14 protein-coding genes are annotated in these 14,377 nt (G+C 63.1%); 3 read left to right on the forward strand and 11 right to left on the reverse strand.

The annotated features are described in order from the left end of the window. The first annotated feature begins 149 nt into the window (after nucleotides 1-149). The 3 genes from DDIC_RS04230 to DDIC_RS04240 all read left to right on the forward strand — a co-directional run bounded on the left by DDIC_RS04230 (nucleotide 150) and on the right by DDIC_RS04240 (nucleotide 2,959). On the forward strand, nucleotides 150-596 hold the full coding sequence (locus DDIC_RS04230; RefSeq protein ID WP_136399291.1) for a LexA family protein: 447 nt from the start codon (nucleotides 150-152) through the stop codon (nucleotides 594-596). After that, nucleotides 577-1,905: a Y-family DNA polymerase gene (locus tag DDIC_RS04235; protein ID WP_136399292.1), complete on the forward strand. Its 1,329-nt coding sequence runs from the start codon at nucleotides 577-579 to the stop codon at nucleotides 1,903-1,905. Before DDIC_RS04230 ends, DDIC_RS04235 begins: the two co-directional genes overlap by 20 nt. 187 nt (nucleotides 1,906-2,092) lie before the next feature. Next, nucleotides 2,093-2,959: a glycine betaine ABC transporter substrate-binding protein gene (locus DDIC_RS04240; RefSeq protein ID WP_136399293.1), complete on the forward strand. Its 867-nt coding sequence runs from the start codon at nucleotides 2,093-2,095 to the stop codon at nucleotides 2,957-2,959. Nucleotides 2,960-3,017: 58 nt separating this feature from the next. Here the strand turns inward: DDIC_RS04240 and DDIC_RS04245 are convergent, their stop codons facing one another. From DDIC_RS04245 to DDIC_RS04295, 11 genes are all read right to left on the reverse strand, one after another. Continuing rightward, a complete protein-coding gene (locus DDIC_RS04245) occupies nucleotides 3,018-5,624 on the reverse strand; it encodes a ComEC/Rec2 family competence protein (protein WP_136399294.1) in 2,607 nt (868 codons plus the stop codon). 123 nt (nucleotides 5,625-5,747) lie between these two features. Then, a complete protein-coding gene (smpB, locus tag DDIC_RS04250) occupies nucleotides 5,748-6,203 on the reverse strand; it encodes an SsrA-binding protein SmpB (RefSeq protein WP_136399295.1) in 456 nt (151 codons plus the stop codon). Beyond that, nucleotides 6,200-7,972 carry a phosphoenolpyruvate--protein phosphotransferase gene (gene ptsP / locus DDIC_RS04255; RefSeq protein WP_136399296.1) on the reverse strand — a complete coding sequence of 591 codons (1,773 nt, stop codon included), beginning with the start codon at nucleotides 7,970-7,972 and terminating at the stop codon, nucleotides 6,200-6,202. Before ptsP ends, smpB begins: the two co-directional genes overlap by 4 nt. 1 nt (nucleotide 7,973) lies before the next feature. After that, on the reverse strand, nucleotides 7,974-8,264 hold the full coding sequence (locus DDIC_RS04260; RefSeq protein ID WP_136399297.1) for an HPr family phosphocarrier protein: 291 nt from the start codon (nucleotides 8,262-8,264) through the stop codon (nucleotides 7,974-7,976). Nucleotides 8,265-8,333: 69 nt separating this feature from the next. Then, nucleotides 8,334-9,083, reverse strand: a complete 750-nt coding sequence (locus DDIC_RS04265) for a PTS system mannose/fructose/sorbose family transporter subunit IID (RefSeq protein ID WP_136399298.1) — start codon at nucleotides 9,081-9,083, stop codon at nucleotides 8,334-8,336. Nucleotides 9,084-9,257: 174 nt separating this feature from the next. After that, nucleotides 9,258-10,106: a 16S rRNA (cytidine(1402)-2'-O)-methyltransferase gene (gene rsmI / locus DDIC_RS04270; protein ID WP_136399299.1), complete on the reverse strand. Its 849-nt coding sequence runs from the start codon at nucleotides 10,104-10,106 to the stop codon at nucleotides 9,258-9,260. Beyond that, entirely contained in the window at nucleotides 10,048-10,437 is a 390-nt protein-coding gene (locus DDIC_RS04275; protein ID WP_211088910.1) for a YraN family protein, read from the reverse strand. Before DDIC_RS04275 ends, rsmI begins: the two co-directional genes overlap by 59 nt. Before the next feature lie 62 nt (nucleotides 10,438-10,499). After that, nucleotides 10,500-11,156: a ribonuclease HII gene (locus tag DDIC_RS04280; protein WP_136401015.1), complete on the reverse strand. Its 657-nt coding sequence runs from the start codon at nucleotides 11,154-11,156 to the stop codon at nucleotides 10,500-10,502. A 337-nt stretch (nucleotides 11,157-11,493) separates the two neighbouring features. Continuing rightward, nucleotides 11,494-11,841: a 50S ribosomal protein L19 gene (rplS, locus tag DDIC_RS04285; protein WP_136399301.1), complete on the reverse strand. Its 348-nt coding sequence runs from the start codon at nucleotides 11,839-11,841 to the stop codon at nucleotides 11,494-11,496. Between the two features lie 78 nt (nucleotides 11,842-11,919). Further along, nucleotides 11,920-13,227 carry a tRNA (guanosine(37)-N1)-methyltransferase TrmD gene (trmD, locus tag DDIC_RS04290; RefSeq protein ID WP_136401016.1) on the reverse strand — a complete coding sequence of 436 codons (1,308 nt, stop codon included), beginning with the start codon at nucleotides 13,225-13,227 and terminating at the stop codon, nucleotides 11,920-11,922. A gap of 168 nt (nucleotides 13,228-13,395) precedes the next feature. Continuing rightward, complete coding sequence (locus tag DDIC_RS04295; RefSeq protein ID WP_136399302.1) at nucleotides 13,396-14,274, reverse strand: 4'-phosphopantetheinyl transferase superfamily protein; 879 nt, start codon at nucleotides 14,272-14,274, stop codon at nucleotides 13,396-13,398. Nucleotides 14,275-14,377 lie beyond the last annotated feature (103 nt).

The following is a 14,377-nucleotide window of genomic DNA, read 5'->3' on the forward strand; positions in this document are numbered from 1 at the left end:
GTTTCAGCTTTTCCTTCAATGTATCAATCACAGGCGTTGCTTGCAAGGATAAAATAAGCTAAAAGCTTATTGTCGGCGCGCCGCTGCGGTTGCGCCCATCAGCCTGCCCGTCGCGCCATGCGCGGCGCAACCCGTTCCAAGGAGGCGGTATGGCTTTCATTTCGTCTTCACTCGAGTTGGTGGCTCCTGCGGCGGCAGTCTGCGATTGCCGTGCGGGATCGCCCCTGTACCTTGCCCCCGTCGAGGCCGGTTTTCCTTCGCCTGCCGAGGATTACTTGGATTGCAGGCTTGACCTGCACCGCCATCTGGTGCGCAACGAGGCGGCCACGTTTTTTTTGCGGGCGCACGGCGAGTCCATGCTGGGCGCCGGCATACACGACGGCGACCTGCTGGTGGTGGACCGGTCCATTGATCCTGTCCACCGCAAGGTGGTCATTGCCGCGCTGGAGGGCGAGCTGACGGTCAAGCGGCTGCTGCATCGCGGGGGCCGCATTTTGTTGGCTCCGGAAAATGCCCGGTTTGAGCCCATAGATATTACAGAAAGCGAATTTGTGCATATCTGGGGGGTGGTTACCTATGTCGTCCACAAGCTGTGAATCGCCCGCATCACTGTGGGCCCTTGTGGATTGCAACAATTTTTACGCCTCGTGCGAAAAACTGTTTCGACCAGATCTTGCTGCGCGGCCCGTGGTGGTGCTTTCAAACAATGACGGGTGCATTGTGTCCCGTTCGGCGGAGGCCAAGGCGCTGGGCGTTCCCATGGGGGCGCCCGAGTTCAAGCTTCGGTCGTGGCTGCAAGAGCTGAATGCCGTTGTCTTTTCTTCCAATTATACGCTGTATGGCGATATTTCCGCCCGGGTCGTGGGCATCCTTGAGCAGTGCTGCCAGCAGGTGGAGCCGTATTCCATAGACGAAGCCTTCATGAGGCTTGATGCGCCCCAGCTGGCCAACCTGCCGGAATTTTGCAGGGATGTGCGCCAACGCATCCAGCGCTGGACGGGCATTGCCGTGTCCGTCGGGGTGGGTTCAACGCGCACGTTGGCCAAAATTGCCACGCATGTGGCCAAAAAACACGCTGCCTACGAGGGCGTTTTTTCGCTTGTGCGGCACGAGGAAGCCATAGACCGGGTGCTGGCCCGCACGCCGGTGGAGGACATCTGGGGCGTAGGGCGGCGACAGGCCCGGCGGCTGTGGGCCGAAGGCATACGTACGGCCCTGCACATGAAAAACGCCGACGACGTCATGCTGCGCCGTCTGCTTACGGTTACCGGCTGGCGCACAGCGCTGGAGCTGCGCGGCATCCCCTGCCTTGGCAACGAAACCGCGCCCGTTGTCCGTAAAACCCTCATGTCCACCCGGTCGTTTGCCCACCGCATACACGACAAGGCCATGCTGGCCCAGGCCTTGTCCACCTTTGCGGTGCGGGCGGCAGCGCGGCTGCGGGGCGCGGGGCTGGTGGCAAGCGGGCTTGCCGTGCATATCCGCACGGCGCGCCCCGGTCAGGCGGCGGCCCACGAGCGGCTGTACGACCAGACAGCCCAGTGCCCATTGCCAGTGCCCACAGCCGACAGCCAGCAGTTTATCCACGCGGCCCTTGGGGGGCTTGATCGCATCTTTTTGCACGGCTATGCCTACGCCAAGGCCGGGGTCATGCTCTACGGGCTTGAACGGGCCGACTCCATGCAGGGCAGCCTGCTGGCGCTGGCGGCTGGCGAGGATGCCGACGGCGATGGCCGCCGCAAGCGCCTCATGCGCTCGCTGGATGCCATAAACGGCAGGTTTGGGCGGGATACGATTATTTTTGGCGCACAGGGCATGGGCGACGCCCCCTGGCATATGCGGCAGGAGCACCGCTCCCCCCGCATGACCACCTGCTGGGACGAACTGCCGCTGGCTCGCTGCTGATTTTTCATTCATATCGAGGCATTGATGCAGCCATTAGCAGGGCGGTTGCGGGTAAGCCCCGCCAGTCAGTCGACGCGTGCATGAAATAGCTTTGAAGCTGTCCATGAACTTGCTATCATGCCAAGCAAATGGAGTTGTCTCTTTTCAATGCGGCCTTTGGGCAGGCAACGGAAATATGGAGAAAGCAATGGCGCGCAGCTTTGTTATCGTCCTTTTGGTGCTTTTAACATTTGGAAGTTGCCCGACGCTGGCGTCTGCGACGGGCAACGGCCGCAAAACGCTCAAAATTGTCTATGTGGACTGGGACTGCGCCATTGCCTCAAGCAATCTGGCCAAGGCCGTGCTTGAAGACAGGCTCGGCTACCGCGTGGAACTGGTGCCGGTAAACCATCCGACCTTGTGGAACAGTATCGCGGGCGGAGAGGCCGACGCCATGGTCACGGCATGGCTGCCCGATACCCACGCCGACATGTACGCCAAGGTCAAAAATCAGGTGGAAATCCTGGGCAAACTTGTGGGCGGTGCGCGTCTGGGGCTGGCTGTGCCAGACTATGTACCGCTACGCTCCATTGACGAGCTGGATGTCAACGCCGACAAGTTCGCGGGGCGTATCGTGGGCATCGACCGCGATGCCGGGTTGATGCGCCTCACGACCAAGGCACTGAAAAAATATGAGATCAGCCATCTGCAACTTGCGGCGGGCAGCAGCGCCAGCATGACCTCCAGTCTGGCCGAGGCGATCCGAAAACAGGAGTGGATAGTGGTAACTGCCTGGTCGCCCCACTGGATGTTCAATCGCTGGCCGATGCACTATCTGGATGACCCGCTTGGCAGCCTTGGCAAAGAAGAAAGCATTTTTAAGGTGGGCCGTATCGGGCTGAAAAAAGACTACCCGGATGCCTGGGCTTGTTTGAGCAATTTTCACTACGACGACGCCTCGCAGCTGCAGCACCTGATGGACTGGAACCAGCAAAGGGGAACGGATCCGGTGCAGAATGCCCGCCGTTTCATGCGTGAAAATCCCCAGCTGGTGGAATCCTGGCTCAAAAAATAGCCGGGCGAGGTGTTGTGCCCGACATTTTGCCCGTGCCAGAGTTTAAACCTGCTGCAGGTTATGGCCGCCCGGTAGTTACCCTGTACGGGTCAAACCCCTCGCTGCTTGCGGGCCAGACAATATGCACGGCCCCGTCCCGTCCGGTGTGCAGCAATGGTACGCCAGCAGTTCCGCACCATGCACGCAGGCTTTGCGCCGGGTAGCCGTAGCGGTTTTCAAAGCCGCATGAGGCCACCACAAGGCCTGGTCCCACGGCTGCATAAAATTCTTTTAAAAAACCGGTTGCCGAACCGTGGTGCGGGGCCACAATCACCTCGGCCCGCAGGTCGTCGCCGTTTTCAAGCAGGCGGCGCAGCACGGGCCGTTCCGCATCGCCCATAAAAATTGCCAGTCCTCTGCCACTGCTGGTCAGCCGGGCTACCACTGACGCATCGTTGCCCTGCCATGCCGCCTGCTCGTCGCGCGGCGGGTGCAGGATCTCCAGCCGCAGATTACGGGCCGGATCGCCAAGCACAAGCACGTCGCCCCGCATGAGGGGGCGGCTATGGTGCTCTTGCCGCGCCGCACGCCACAGCTCTCCCCAGCTTCCTTTGCCTTCGCGTCCATTTTCCAGCAAATGGTCAACATGAAAGACCCGCAGCACATGCAGCAGCCCCCCCATATGGTCAAGGTCCGGGTGGGTGTTGAGCACCGCTGCCAGTTGCGGCGCGTCGTTGTAGGCGAGCGCTGGCGCGACGAGCGCCTGACCGGGATCAAAACGCGGCGAGGCGCTGCCGCTGCCGTCCAGCAGCAAGCGTACATGGCCGGGCAGCCGCAGCAACAGGGCCTGACTTTGACCCACGTCAAGCACATCAAGGCGGATATGGTCAGAAAGACGCTCCGCCGTGCGCAGGGCGGGGCCTACGCACAACAGCAGCGCCCCTGCCAGCAACATACGCCGCGCAGCCTGGGGCAACTGGGTGCGTCCGGCTTTGAAGGCCAGCGCCCCAAGCAGTGCGGCAAAGGCAGGCAGGTTTGTCCAGTGGGGGCGCAGCAGGGCTGGCGGCTGCAGCAGGTTTGCGTGCGCCAGCCAGGCCAGCGCGTCCGTGAGCCACTGACAGGGCAGTGCCGCCGTATCGAGCACCAGCCGCGCAGGCGTCTCCAGACCAATGGCCGACAGCAGCAGGCCAAGCACGGTGGCGGGCAGTACGAGCATGTCGGCAATGGGCAACCAGAGCACATTAAGCCAGAACCAGTGCCCCATGTTGTTAAACAGCAGCATGTTCAGCGGCAGCAGCGCCACCTGGATGCCCAGCGAAACCATAAAAATACGCGCCAGCGCCCACAGGGCATGCCGCACGCGTTCACGCGGCCCATGCTCCGGCGTGTCCTGTTGCGGAGCCAGTTGGCGCATCCACGGCAAACTCATGCCGATAACCGCAACGCACAGCACCGAAAGCTGCAGACCCGTATCCAGCATGCTCAGGGGAGAAGCCACGCTGATGCAGAGCAGGGCCGCGCACAGCACGTCCAGAGTGGTGCGCGGCTTGCCCTGCAAAAAATAAAAGGCAAGAAACAGCAGCATAACCGCCGCCCGCAACAGCGACGCCGGGGCGTCGCCCAGCCACAGATAGGCCATGGCGGGCGGCACTGTGGCTAGCAGTATCCACACGGCGCGGGGGCGGCGCAGATATATGCCAGGGCGTGCGCGGGCCGCTGCAAGCACGCACAGCAGGCCCACCAGCCCCGCCACGGTAAGATGCTGGCCGGAGAGTGCGAGACTGTGCACCAGTGTGGCAGCAGCAAAGTTGTTGAGGGTCTGCTGGTCGAGGTACAGCCGGTCGCCAAACAGCAGGGCCAGCAGAATGGCCTTGCCTTGTGAAAGCTGGGTAGACTGGGCCTGCCCATGACCTTGCGTCTGCGTCGCGGGCTGCTGCGTAATCTGCCGCGCATACTCCGGCGGCAGCAATACGGCAACAAAACATTGGCGCAGCGATTCGCGCCAGCGTGCCGAGAGCGTGGGTTGACCGTAAATTTGCGGGCTGCCCTGAGCGCCCAGGCTCCACAAACGCCAGCGCACCCCCTGCGCCGCAAGCCATAAGCCCCAATCGGTCTGCCCTTCGTTGGCAAAGCCCTGTGCGGGCATGGGCCGTCGCGCGATGCAGACGGTCTGTCCCGGCAGGGGGGGAGCAAGGGCGCTCGGCAGCATGGGGGATTCCCACGTCCAGGCCAGCTTGCCCGGCAGGATGCGCCCGGAACTGTCGCCAGCAACGGCCCTTTGACCCTCGTCATCCGGTAGTGCGGGCCGCACCTCATCCAGCAACAGACGCAGGCGGTTGTCGGGCAGGCCTTGCATGTCCCGCACCGTGCCGCATATGCGCGGCTGCTGCGCGTCCTCGTGCAGCCATGACGGAGCCGGGCTCGCCTGCCTTGCCCTGTCTGCGGGCAACATGGCAGTCGGTAGAAGACTGCCGTAGAGCTGCCAGCTGCCGGTCATACAGCCTGCCAGCAGGCACAGCGTGGCCACGCACACGCGTACCGCGCGCCACAGGCGGGCATCGACAAACAGCAGCAAAACAGCAAAGCAGAGCGACGGCAGAGGCCAGGGGGCGGCAGTGATGCCAGCTATCCAAAAGCCCAGATAGGTCTGCCAGAGCAGGGGGGCTTGCAGGGGAGGATGCCGCATAACGTGCCTTGGGATGGGATGGCGGGCCGGAAGCGGGGTGCTGAGCCATGCGCGGAACCGCGCGCAACGCTGCAACAACAGGAGCGCCCCTGCAACAAGGGCGCTCCTGTCAATTTTATGCGGTTACGCCAGCTCGCGGGCCATGTCCCGCTCTTCCGCCCGGCGTTTGAGGGTTTCGCGGTGGTCGTGCAGTTTTTTGCCCTTGCCCAGGGCAATTTCGACCTTGATTTTGCCCCGCTTGAAGTAAATGCGTACCGGCACGACGGTCAGACCCTGCTGGGCCACCAGATCGGCAAACTTGGATATTTCGCGTTCGTGCAGCAGCAGCTTGCGCGCGCGGTCAGGCTCTTGCGGTGCATAGCCCGCGTTGGCGTACGGCGCGATGTTCAACGAAACAAGCCATGCTTCGCCCTGGCGAAAGTCTACATAGCTGTCTATAAAGTTGACTTTGCCCGCGCGGATGCTTTTGACTTCCGGGCCGGTAAGCACGATGCCCGCCTCGGTAAACTCAGAAAGTTCATAGAGGTGGCGGGCTTTTTTGTTGACGGCGACAGAGGAGGGAGGTGTTTTTTGGTTCATGGATGACTGTGTGTGAAAAGGCTCGTGGTATGGAACGTCAGTTCCTGCCCCAGTGATTGCTGCAGCGCTTCGCGCACCATGCGCTTGGATGCGGCCACATCTGTGCTGAGCAGCACGCTGTTGGCCAGATCCATGCATGTCTGGGCGTTAAACTGGCGGATAAGGTGCTTCATCCCCGGTACAAAACGCGGTGCGGCCGATACGGTGTCCACGCCCATTCCCAGCAGCAGGGCAAGGCCAAACGGGTCGGAGGCAAGCTCGCCGCAGACCGAAACGCCGATGCCCTCGCGGTGGGCGGCGTCGATAATATGTTTGAGCGAGCGCACCACCGCCGGATGCAGCGGCTCGTTGAGATAGGCCACATGGCGGTTGTTGCGGTCAATACCCATGATGTAATGGATAAGATCGTTGGTGCCGATGCTGAAAAAGTCGCATTCGCGCGCAAGCGCGTCGCAGATAAGGGCTGCGGCGGGTGTTTCAACCATTACGCCCAGGGGCAACAGGGGCGCGTGGGGCAGGTTTTGGGCCGCAAGTTCCTGATGCAGCTCCTGCATGATGCGCCGTACCTGCTGCACTTCGTCAAGGCACGAAATCATGGGCAGCATGATGGCCACGTTGCCCATGGCGCCTGCGCGCATGAGCGCACGCAGCTGCGTGCGAAAGATGCCCTGATGCCGCAGGCAAAAGCGTATGCCGCGCAAACCCAGCGCCGGGTTTGGCTCCTTGAGCACCGCTTGGGCGTGCAGCATCTTGTCCGCGCCCACGTCGAGGGTGCGAAACACCACGCGCTCCGGCGCGGTCTTCTGGGTTACTGCGGCGTATTCGGCCAGCAGGTCTTCCTCTGAAGGCAGGCGGTCGGTAAAATAGGCAAATTCGGTACGGTACAGACCCACGCCGTCCGCGCCGCACTGTGCAAGAGCGGCCAGCTCGTTGGTGCCCTCAAGGTTGGCCTGCACCTCAACGCGCACGCCGTCGCACATTTCGGCGGGCCAGCGGGCTGATTTGAGCGTAAGGTTTTCCCACGCCGTATATTCTTCGCGCCGTGCGGCAAAGCGGGCTTCGTCCGCCTCGTCGGGGCTCAGCAGTACGCTGCCCCCAAGACCGTCCACCACCAGGGTTTCGTTTTCGCGGGCTATGTCCATAAGCCCGGTAACGCCCGCAAGACAGGGTATGTGCATGCCTCGCGACAAAATGGCCGTATGCGATGTGGGGCCGCCCTCGGCGGTCAGGATGCCCAGCACGCGGTCAATGTTGAGCTCCATGACGTCTGCGGGGGAGAGGTCTTCGGCCACCAGAATGCCGGGGGTTTCGTCCACGGCGTTGCGCGAGGGGTCGGCGGCAAGGTGCTCTCGCAGGCGCAGACCCACGGCGCGGATGTCCTGTGCGCGGTCGCGCAGGTAGGCGTCGTCCATGCTTCTGAACAGCGCGCACAGTTCGTCGACGGTAAGCTTGAGCGCCCATGCCGCACACACCAGGTTGTGTTCTATGCGGGCCAGCGTGGCCTTGAGCAGCTTGGGGTCGCGGGCCATTTCCATCTGGGCGGCGATAACATCTCGGTATTCCGAAAGGTCTTCCGGCACATTTTCCATAGTGGCGGCCAGCGAGGCGCGCACGCTTTCAGCTGCCGCGCGCATGATCTCCTGCTCGGCGGCCACCTCGGCGGCAGTGATGCGACGCTCGTCGTCTTGCCGTGCCTTGTGCATGAAGCGCACCCTGCCAATGGCTATGCCAGGCGAAACAGGTGTGCCGAAAAGTACCGCGCGGGCCATGTCAATCCTGCAAATTGGTTAAAAATTGAGCCAGGCCGCAAAGGGCCTCGCGGGCGTCGTCGCCCTGAGCCAGCAATGTAAGCTCCGCATTGGCGGGCGGCGCGAGCGAAAGTATGTCCAGCATGCTTTTGGCGTCCACCTCGCCGGTGTCGCTGACAAGCTGTATATCAGAGGAATAGCGTTGCGCTTCCTGCGCCAGGCGTGCGGCCGGTCTGGCGTGCAGCCCGTTGCGCAGGCCCAGGCATATCCGCACCGCCAGACCTCGCGGCGTTTGTTCTATGGCGTCTTCCATCATCCTACCTTTGAACGTCATTTCGGTTGGTGGGACAAAGCGCGTCCGTTACCGAAAAACATGTATATTCTACATGCCTATGAAGCCCAAGTCCACGAGAATAAGCGCTCCTGTGGTCACCGCCCAAAGCAGCAGGCGAGGCAGGCGCATGTATCCCACGAGCCATGCGGCGGTCAGTACCGCTGCGGCCCCCAGGGCATAGGCAGTCCAGGGAAAGGGCTTGATCCTGCTGAGGGGCAGGTGCCAGATGACCAGAGCTGCCAGCGCCGCATTGATCATCTTGAGCCTGTCCACCCAGTTGATGAGGTTGAGCCTGCGCAGCTGCACAAGGGTTGCCAGCCCGTAGCGCAGGCCCGAGATAAAACAGATGGCCCGGAACAGCAGCAGGGCGCAAAAAAGGCCAATCGCCAGCATTACCGCCAGGCTGGTGAACCCGGCCAGCAACAGACTGACGCTGAGCAGCGACCACAGCGGCAGCAGCGTGCCGCTGAAAAAGGAATCGCCAAGGGCCGAAAGGGTCGTGGCCAGGGTTTCGCGCACGGAATTGAGCGCGGCCTCCGGCAGCGACCCCTTGGCAATGGCCTGCTCAAGCGAAAGAAGAATGCCCACAAAAAGGGGAATCATAAACGGGTGGGTGTTGCTGTGCCCCGCGTAACGGCCCATGGCGCGGGCAAAGTCGGCGGGCTCCGGGTAGAGCTCGCGCAGGGCAGGCTCAAGCACAAAGGCCAGGCCTATCTGCTGCATACCCCTGGCTGTCGTGGCTGCATTGATGCAGCCAGTGCGTGCCAGACAGGCAAGTACGACGCGTTTGGGATACATGGCAACCCCGTGACATGCCGGTTGGGCTGTTAGGGCGCGGGCAAACGCCGGGTTGGGCACTGGCGCATACGCTGACGCTTGCGGGCCAGAATACCCTGCGCAGTGGGCCGGTCTGCCTGCCCGTTGTAAACCACCTGTTATGTGCCGCCAGTTGCGGGCCGCGTGCCCCGAGGTCTATTCCGGCTCCGCCTGTTCGGCCTCGGCCAGCAGGGCGTATATTTCTTTGCCGGACCAGCCCCGCACGGCGTCCTGCACCCGGCGGGCCACCTGACGCGGTTTGCCGCCCTGTGAAAGCTCGTCCCGGGCCAGCAGCAGCACTTCTTCCTTCGGGGTGCGCTCCGCATGCTCGGGCGGGCCGACGACAACCGTAATCTCGCCCAGCAGCTCTTCGGGCAACTTGTCGCTCTCTTCCAGCCGACCTACTATAAATTCCTCATGTTCCTTGGTCAATTCCCGGCACACGGCAAGTTCGCGCGGGCCAAGAATGCGCGCGGCCTGGGCAAGGCTTTCTTTGAGTCGGTCTTTGCGTTCAAAAAAAATGAGCGCTCCGGGCACATGGGCAAAGGCGCTGAAGAGGGCGTCGCGCCCTGCGGCGTCGCGGGGCAAAAACCCCAAAAAACTGTGCGGCAGCGGCGGTATGCCAGCAGCGGAAAGCGCCGTCACAGGCGCAGACGGCCCCGGCATAGGGGATACGGCCAGACCCTCCTTGCGGCAGGCCCGCACCAGGCGGTAGCCGGGGTCGGCCAGCAGGGGAGTGCCCGCATCCGAAACCAGGGCAACGCTCTGTCCTTCGCGCAAGAGGCGCAACACGCCTTCCTGCCGTTCGTTTTCGTTGTGGTCGTGGAAGCTCAGCAGGCGGCGGGCTTCAATGCCGCACTCGCGCAGCAAGCGGGCCGTGCGGCGAGTATCCTCGGCCAGCACGAGGTCTGCGCCGGACAGAATTTCGCGTGCTCTGGGCGAAAGATCACCAGGGTTGCCAAGCGGCGTGGCCACTATCCACAGTCGGTTCGCATTCAAAGGCATGGCGGTAGTGCTCCAGATGCAGGGAATCGCCCTCGCGCAAAACGCAGACCACGTCAAACCGGCAAGGGCTGCTCCAGGCGTCGTGGGCTGCAAGCCACGCCCGGGCCGCGCGGCACAGGGTACGCTGTTTGGCCAGGGTCAGTGCGGCGGCGGGGCCGCCGTGCGTTGCGGTGCTGCGGGTTTTTACTTCAACAAAAACAATGGTGTCGCCATCGCGGCAGACAATGTCCAGCTCAAGCCTGCCGCTGCGCCAGTTGCAGTCCAGGGGCTGCATGCCGCTGCGCTCAAGCAGCCTGCGGGCGGCCTCCTCGCCGGATCGTCCAAGGCACAGATGGGCCGGGGCGGCATCTGGCTCGCGTCTGTCGCCAAGAAGGGCCTGCAGCCAGCGCGGCTTCACAGCAGGCTGCCCTGCCTCGCCGCGGGTTTTTCGGGCACAACCCCGCGAAAGGTCAGGCGGTGCTGGGGGCAGGGACCCAGACGGCGCAGGGCTTCATAATGATCTTCTGTGCCGTAGCCCTTGTGCGTGGCAAAGCCGTAACCGGGCCAGCGTTTTTCCAGCCGGATCATGAGGGTGTCCCGGTAGGTTTTGGCCAGAATGGACGCTGCGGAGATGGCGGGCTCGCTGGCGTCGCCGCCGATGATGGAGCGCTGCGCGGGCAGGTCTGCCGCATGGGTCTTGCGCCAGTGCAGGGCAAGCACCTCGCGCGGCAACGTCTTGTTGCCGTCTATGAGCAGTTGCGCCGGGGCGCTTCGCAGGCAGCGCACAGCCCGGCTCATGGCCTCAAACGTGGCCTGAAGAATATTGATGGCGTCGATGCGGGCGGGCCAGACCACGCCCAGGCCCCAGGCAAGAGCGCACTGGCGTATGCGCGGGGCGAGCATTTCGCGCGTTTTGGCGCTGCAGGCCTTGGAATCGTTGAGGCCCGGCAGGTCAAATATGGGCGGCAGAATGACGGCGGCGGCCACCACAGGCCCGGCCAGACACCCGCGCCCGGCCTCGTCGATGCCTGCGGTCAATGCTGGCGGCGCGTCCTGCGCGGTAATGTGCATCTGCGCGGAGGCGTCGCCGGGCAGGATGTCCAGCTGAACCAGACTGACCTGCGCCTGTCGCCGTGGTTTTACCGGGCGGTTCAGTGCCTTTCTGCCCATGGTGTCTCCGCTATATGACGGGGCTGGTGCGGCAGTTTGCCCACCTGCCCGCAGGCGGCAAAAACGCCGCAAACAAAAAATGACTGCTCAACGGCTGCAGCCGACAATGCTTTTGGTTGCCCTGGTGAAGGTTGGCAGTTTAAAGACGCGCGAACAGCGCACCAGGGCTTGCTGCGGGTTTCCGCCTGCCCTGGTGCGCCGTTGAAACGCTTGCTGCGATTCTGATGCCCTAAATGGATCAGAAACGGCCACGCGGCTTGATGCGCGCGGCTTTGCCCTTGAGGGCACGCAGGTAGTACAGGCGGCTGCGGCGCACGCGGCCCTGGGTGATCAGCTCAACGCGGTCGATAAAGGGCGAGTTGAGCGGGAAAATACGTTCCACGCCCACGCCTTCGGAGACCTTGCGCACGGTAAAGGTGGCGCTGGTGGTGCCGCGCTTGATGCGGATGACGTTACCCTGGAAGACCTGGATACGTTCTTTTTCGCCTTCGACAATGCGCAAGTGCACTTTCACCGTGTCGCCGGAGCGAAACGCGGGAAGATCCATGCGCTGGTTTTCCAGTTCAATTTTCCTGATGATGTCCATCGTGAACTCCTTGCAAATCCGGGCGGATTGTTGCGTCGTTGCAAAGCGGCGCCGATGCGCTCAGGCCGCCGTGTTGCGTCAGTAGTAGTCGCCTAATATCCTGTCGGCCAGAATGGCGGCCGCGCTGCGCACCGAAAGATGGTTGTAGCCCAAAAAACGCACCGGCCTCAGAGTGCCTTCGCACTGTTCGAGCACCTCCGGCGCAAGCCCTTGCGCCGTGCCCAGGCAGAGCATAACCGGCCCCTGGTCGCACCAGCGCCGCACGTCACGCGGAGTCATGGGCATGCTTTCCAGTTGGGATGCCTTGCCCCTGTCAGGCCAGACGGCAGAGCTTGCCACCAGTCTGGGTCGCGTTCCATACTGCGCGGTCATATGCGCCACCGCTTCTTCAAGCGAAGTCGCGGGTTGCACCAGACCGAGAGCCTGCGCCCGGTCGGCGTTGCCTATACCGCCCGGCCCCCGCGTCCAGTGACGCAAAATTTCTTCCAGCACCCGCAACTGGTCGCGTAACGGGGTTACTGCATAGAAGAAACCCATTGCATAGCTGCGGGAAATTCGGGCTATATCGTGTATGTCCAGATTTGTCAAAGAGGAAGCGCCAGTTTTTTTTGCGCCAAGCGAAACCGGGTAGTGAACAAGGCAGAACGAAAGGTTGCGTCCTGGCCGTTCGCGCGGGGTTTCTGCGAGGGTTTGCACGTCTTCGCGGTACAGCGGCGCATCGTTGAGCATCTCAGGCCGCATGCGCAAGGTGGCGCGCACCGACTCTTGCCTGCGCCAGCGGGCAATGCGCCCGTGGTCGCCGCTTTGCAGCACATCGGGCACCTGCAGCCCCTCAAAATTTTCTGGCCGCGTGTAGTGCGGATACTCCAGCAGGCCGTGCGAAAAACTTTCGTCCTCGCCTGATTCCTCCTTGCCCATAAAGCCGGGCATGAGACGGGCCACGGCCTCGAGCACCGAAAGAGCCGCGCTCTCGCCCCCGTTGAGCACAATATCACCCACGCTCACCGGTTCAAGCGGAAAAAGCTGCAACAGTCTGGCGTCGATGCCCTCGTACCTGCCGCAAACGATTGTCAGGTCTTCCTCTCGCGCGAGCTCGCGCACCATGTCCTGGGCCAGCGGGCGGCCGCCGGGCGCCATAAACAGCATGCGGCCGGGGCGCTCGATGGAGCGCAGCGCGCGGGCCAGAGGCTCGCCCTGCATGACCATGCCGGGCCCTCCGCCGTATGGGCGGTCGTCCACATGGCGGTGTTTGTCGGTGCTGAACTGCCGCGGATCATGAAGGCTGCAATCCACAATGCCAGCCTCCCGCGCACGGCCCATGAGGGCTGTGGACAGGGGCGACTCGAAAAATTCGGGAAAAAGCGTGACAAGGTGAAAGCGCGGCATGGGCGGAGAGTGCCGCAAAAAAGCCCGCCTGGCAAGAAATGTCTGCTGCAGGCACGAGGGCGCCACGGCAAGGCCAGCCCGCCCTCATGCTTGGGCGGCTCATTGGGGTGCGCGGTTTTGTCGGGCAACCCCGCACAAGTTACGCCGTGCGGATGCAGCCGAGCGGATTCAGACGTGTTGACGCAGGCGGGCGAGGTTGCGCAGCAGTTCGCATGGCGTCTGCCACAGGATGCGCGGGGGCGGCGGAATTTTGCCCGTCTGCGCCACGCACAGCCAGTGGCCGGGACAGGGCGCAACCCGCCAGCCGAAGAGCCCAAGCGGTCCCCGCCACAGCCCCGCCCGCTGGCCGGAGCCGCCCGTGGGCACAAGAGCGGGCTGCATGCCAAGGCCGAGGCCCGCTGCCTTGAGCAGAGCTTCCTTGATTGTCCAGCGGCGCAGGGCGTCGCGGTCAATACCTGTTTGGGACAAGGATCGAAGCGCGGTCAGTTCGTTTGCCGCAAAGGCGCTGGCATCAGGCGGGGGAGAGGTGGTTGCTTCGGCATCCACGGCAAGGGCCGTGCGGGTCTCGTCCGTTGCCGGGGCAAGCACGCAAAAGGCCGCCGCACCGCTGTGGCTGAAGCCCGATTGCCAGCCCGCAAGCAGCGGACGGGTGCGGTTGTCCATGGTGATTATGGGCAGCGCCCCGGCCTCGGCGGCCTGCGGCCAGCCGTGGGCGGTGGGGAGAGCAACGGCGGTGATGAGCTGGGCGCGGGCCATGAGGCGCGAAAGGGCCGCTTCAAGGGTTCGTCGCCCGGCAGCATCAGGCCCAGACATGTTCTGGCCTGACATTTTCGACCCGGATACATCCGGCCTGAAAGCTTTCGCATCCGGCTGCAGGTGGGCGGGTTGCGCCTGTGTTGCCGCACGGCCAAACCGGCGCACGTGCTCCATTTGCCGCGCATCAAGCCATGGTTCAAGCCCCGCCTCAAAAGCGCGCCGCCAGATGTCCAGCTGGCCGGGCGCGGCCTGCGGCAGCGGTGCGCAAAGTATGGTCGGGGGGTAGGGCATGGTTTCCTGCCTTGCAAGGCAAATGTGCAAAACTACAAACCGGCTGTTTTGCAAAAAACAGCCGGTTTGTCATCCATATTATTGATGGCGGTCAGCCGCCTCA

Source organism: Desulfovibrio desulfuricans (assembly GCF_004801255.1).
GTDB classification, from domain to species: Bacteria; Desulfobacterota; Desulfovibrionia; order Desulfovibrionales; family Desulfovibrionaceae; genus Desulfovibrio; species Desulfovibrio desulfuricans_C.

Bases quoted from the DNA above. Each gene is read 5' to 3' on its own strand.
- DDIC_RS04265 (WP_136399298.1), bottom strand. From the start codon at position 9,083: ATGTATCCCAAACGCGTCGTACTTGCCTGTCTGGCACGCACTGGCTGC.
- ptsP (WP_136399296.1), bottom strand. From the start codon at position 7,972: ATGGCCCGCGCGGTACTTTTCGGCACACCTGTTTCGCCTGGCATAGCC.
- trmD (WP_136401016.1), bottom strand. From the start codon at position 13,227: ATGCCGCGCTTTCACCTTGTCACGCTTTTTCCCGAATTTTTCGAGTCG.
- DDIC_RS04280 (WP_136401015.1), bottom strand. From the start codon at position 11,156: ATGCACATTACCGCGCAGGACGCGCCGCCAGCATTGACCGCAGGCATC.
- DDIC_RS04260 (WP_136399297.1), bottom strand. From the start codon at position 8,264: ATGGAAGACGCCATAGAACAAACGCCGCGAGGTCTGGCGGTGCGGATA.
- DDIC_RS04230 (WP_136399291.1), top strand. From the start codon at position 150: ATGGCTTTCATTTCGTCTTCACTCGAGTTGGTGGCTCCTGCGGCGGCA.
- smpB (WP_136399295.1), bottom strand. From the start codon at position 6,203: ATGAACCAAAAAACACCTCCCTCCTCTGTCGCCGTCAACAAAAAAGCC.
- DDIC_RS04245 (WP_136399294.1), bottom strand. From the start codon at position 5,624: ATGCGGCATCCTCCCCTGCAAGCCCCCCTGCTCTGGCAGACCTATCTG.
- DDIC_RS04240 (WP_136399293.1), top strand. From the start codon at position 2,093: ATGGCGCGCAGCTTTGTTATCGTCCTTTTGGTGCTTTTAACATTTGGA.
- DDIC_RS04295 (WP_136399302.1), bottom strand. From the start codon at position 14,274: ATGCCCTACCCCCCGACCATACTTTGCGCACCGCTGCCGCAGGCCGCG.
- rplS (WP_136399301.1), bottom strand. From the start codon at position 11,841: ATGGACATCATCAGGAAAATTGAACTGGAAAACCAGCGCATGGATCTT.
- rsmI (WP_136399299.1), bottom strand. From the start codon at position 10,106: ATGCCTTTGAATGCGAACCGACTGTGGATAGTGGCCACGCCGCTTGGC.
- DDIC_RS04235 (WP_136399292.1), top strand. From the start codon at position 577: ATGTCGTCCACAAGCTGTGAATCGCCCGCATCACTGTGGGCCCTTGTG.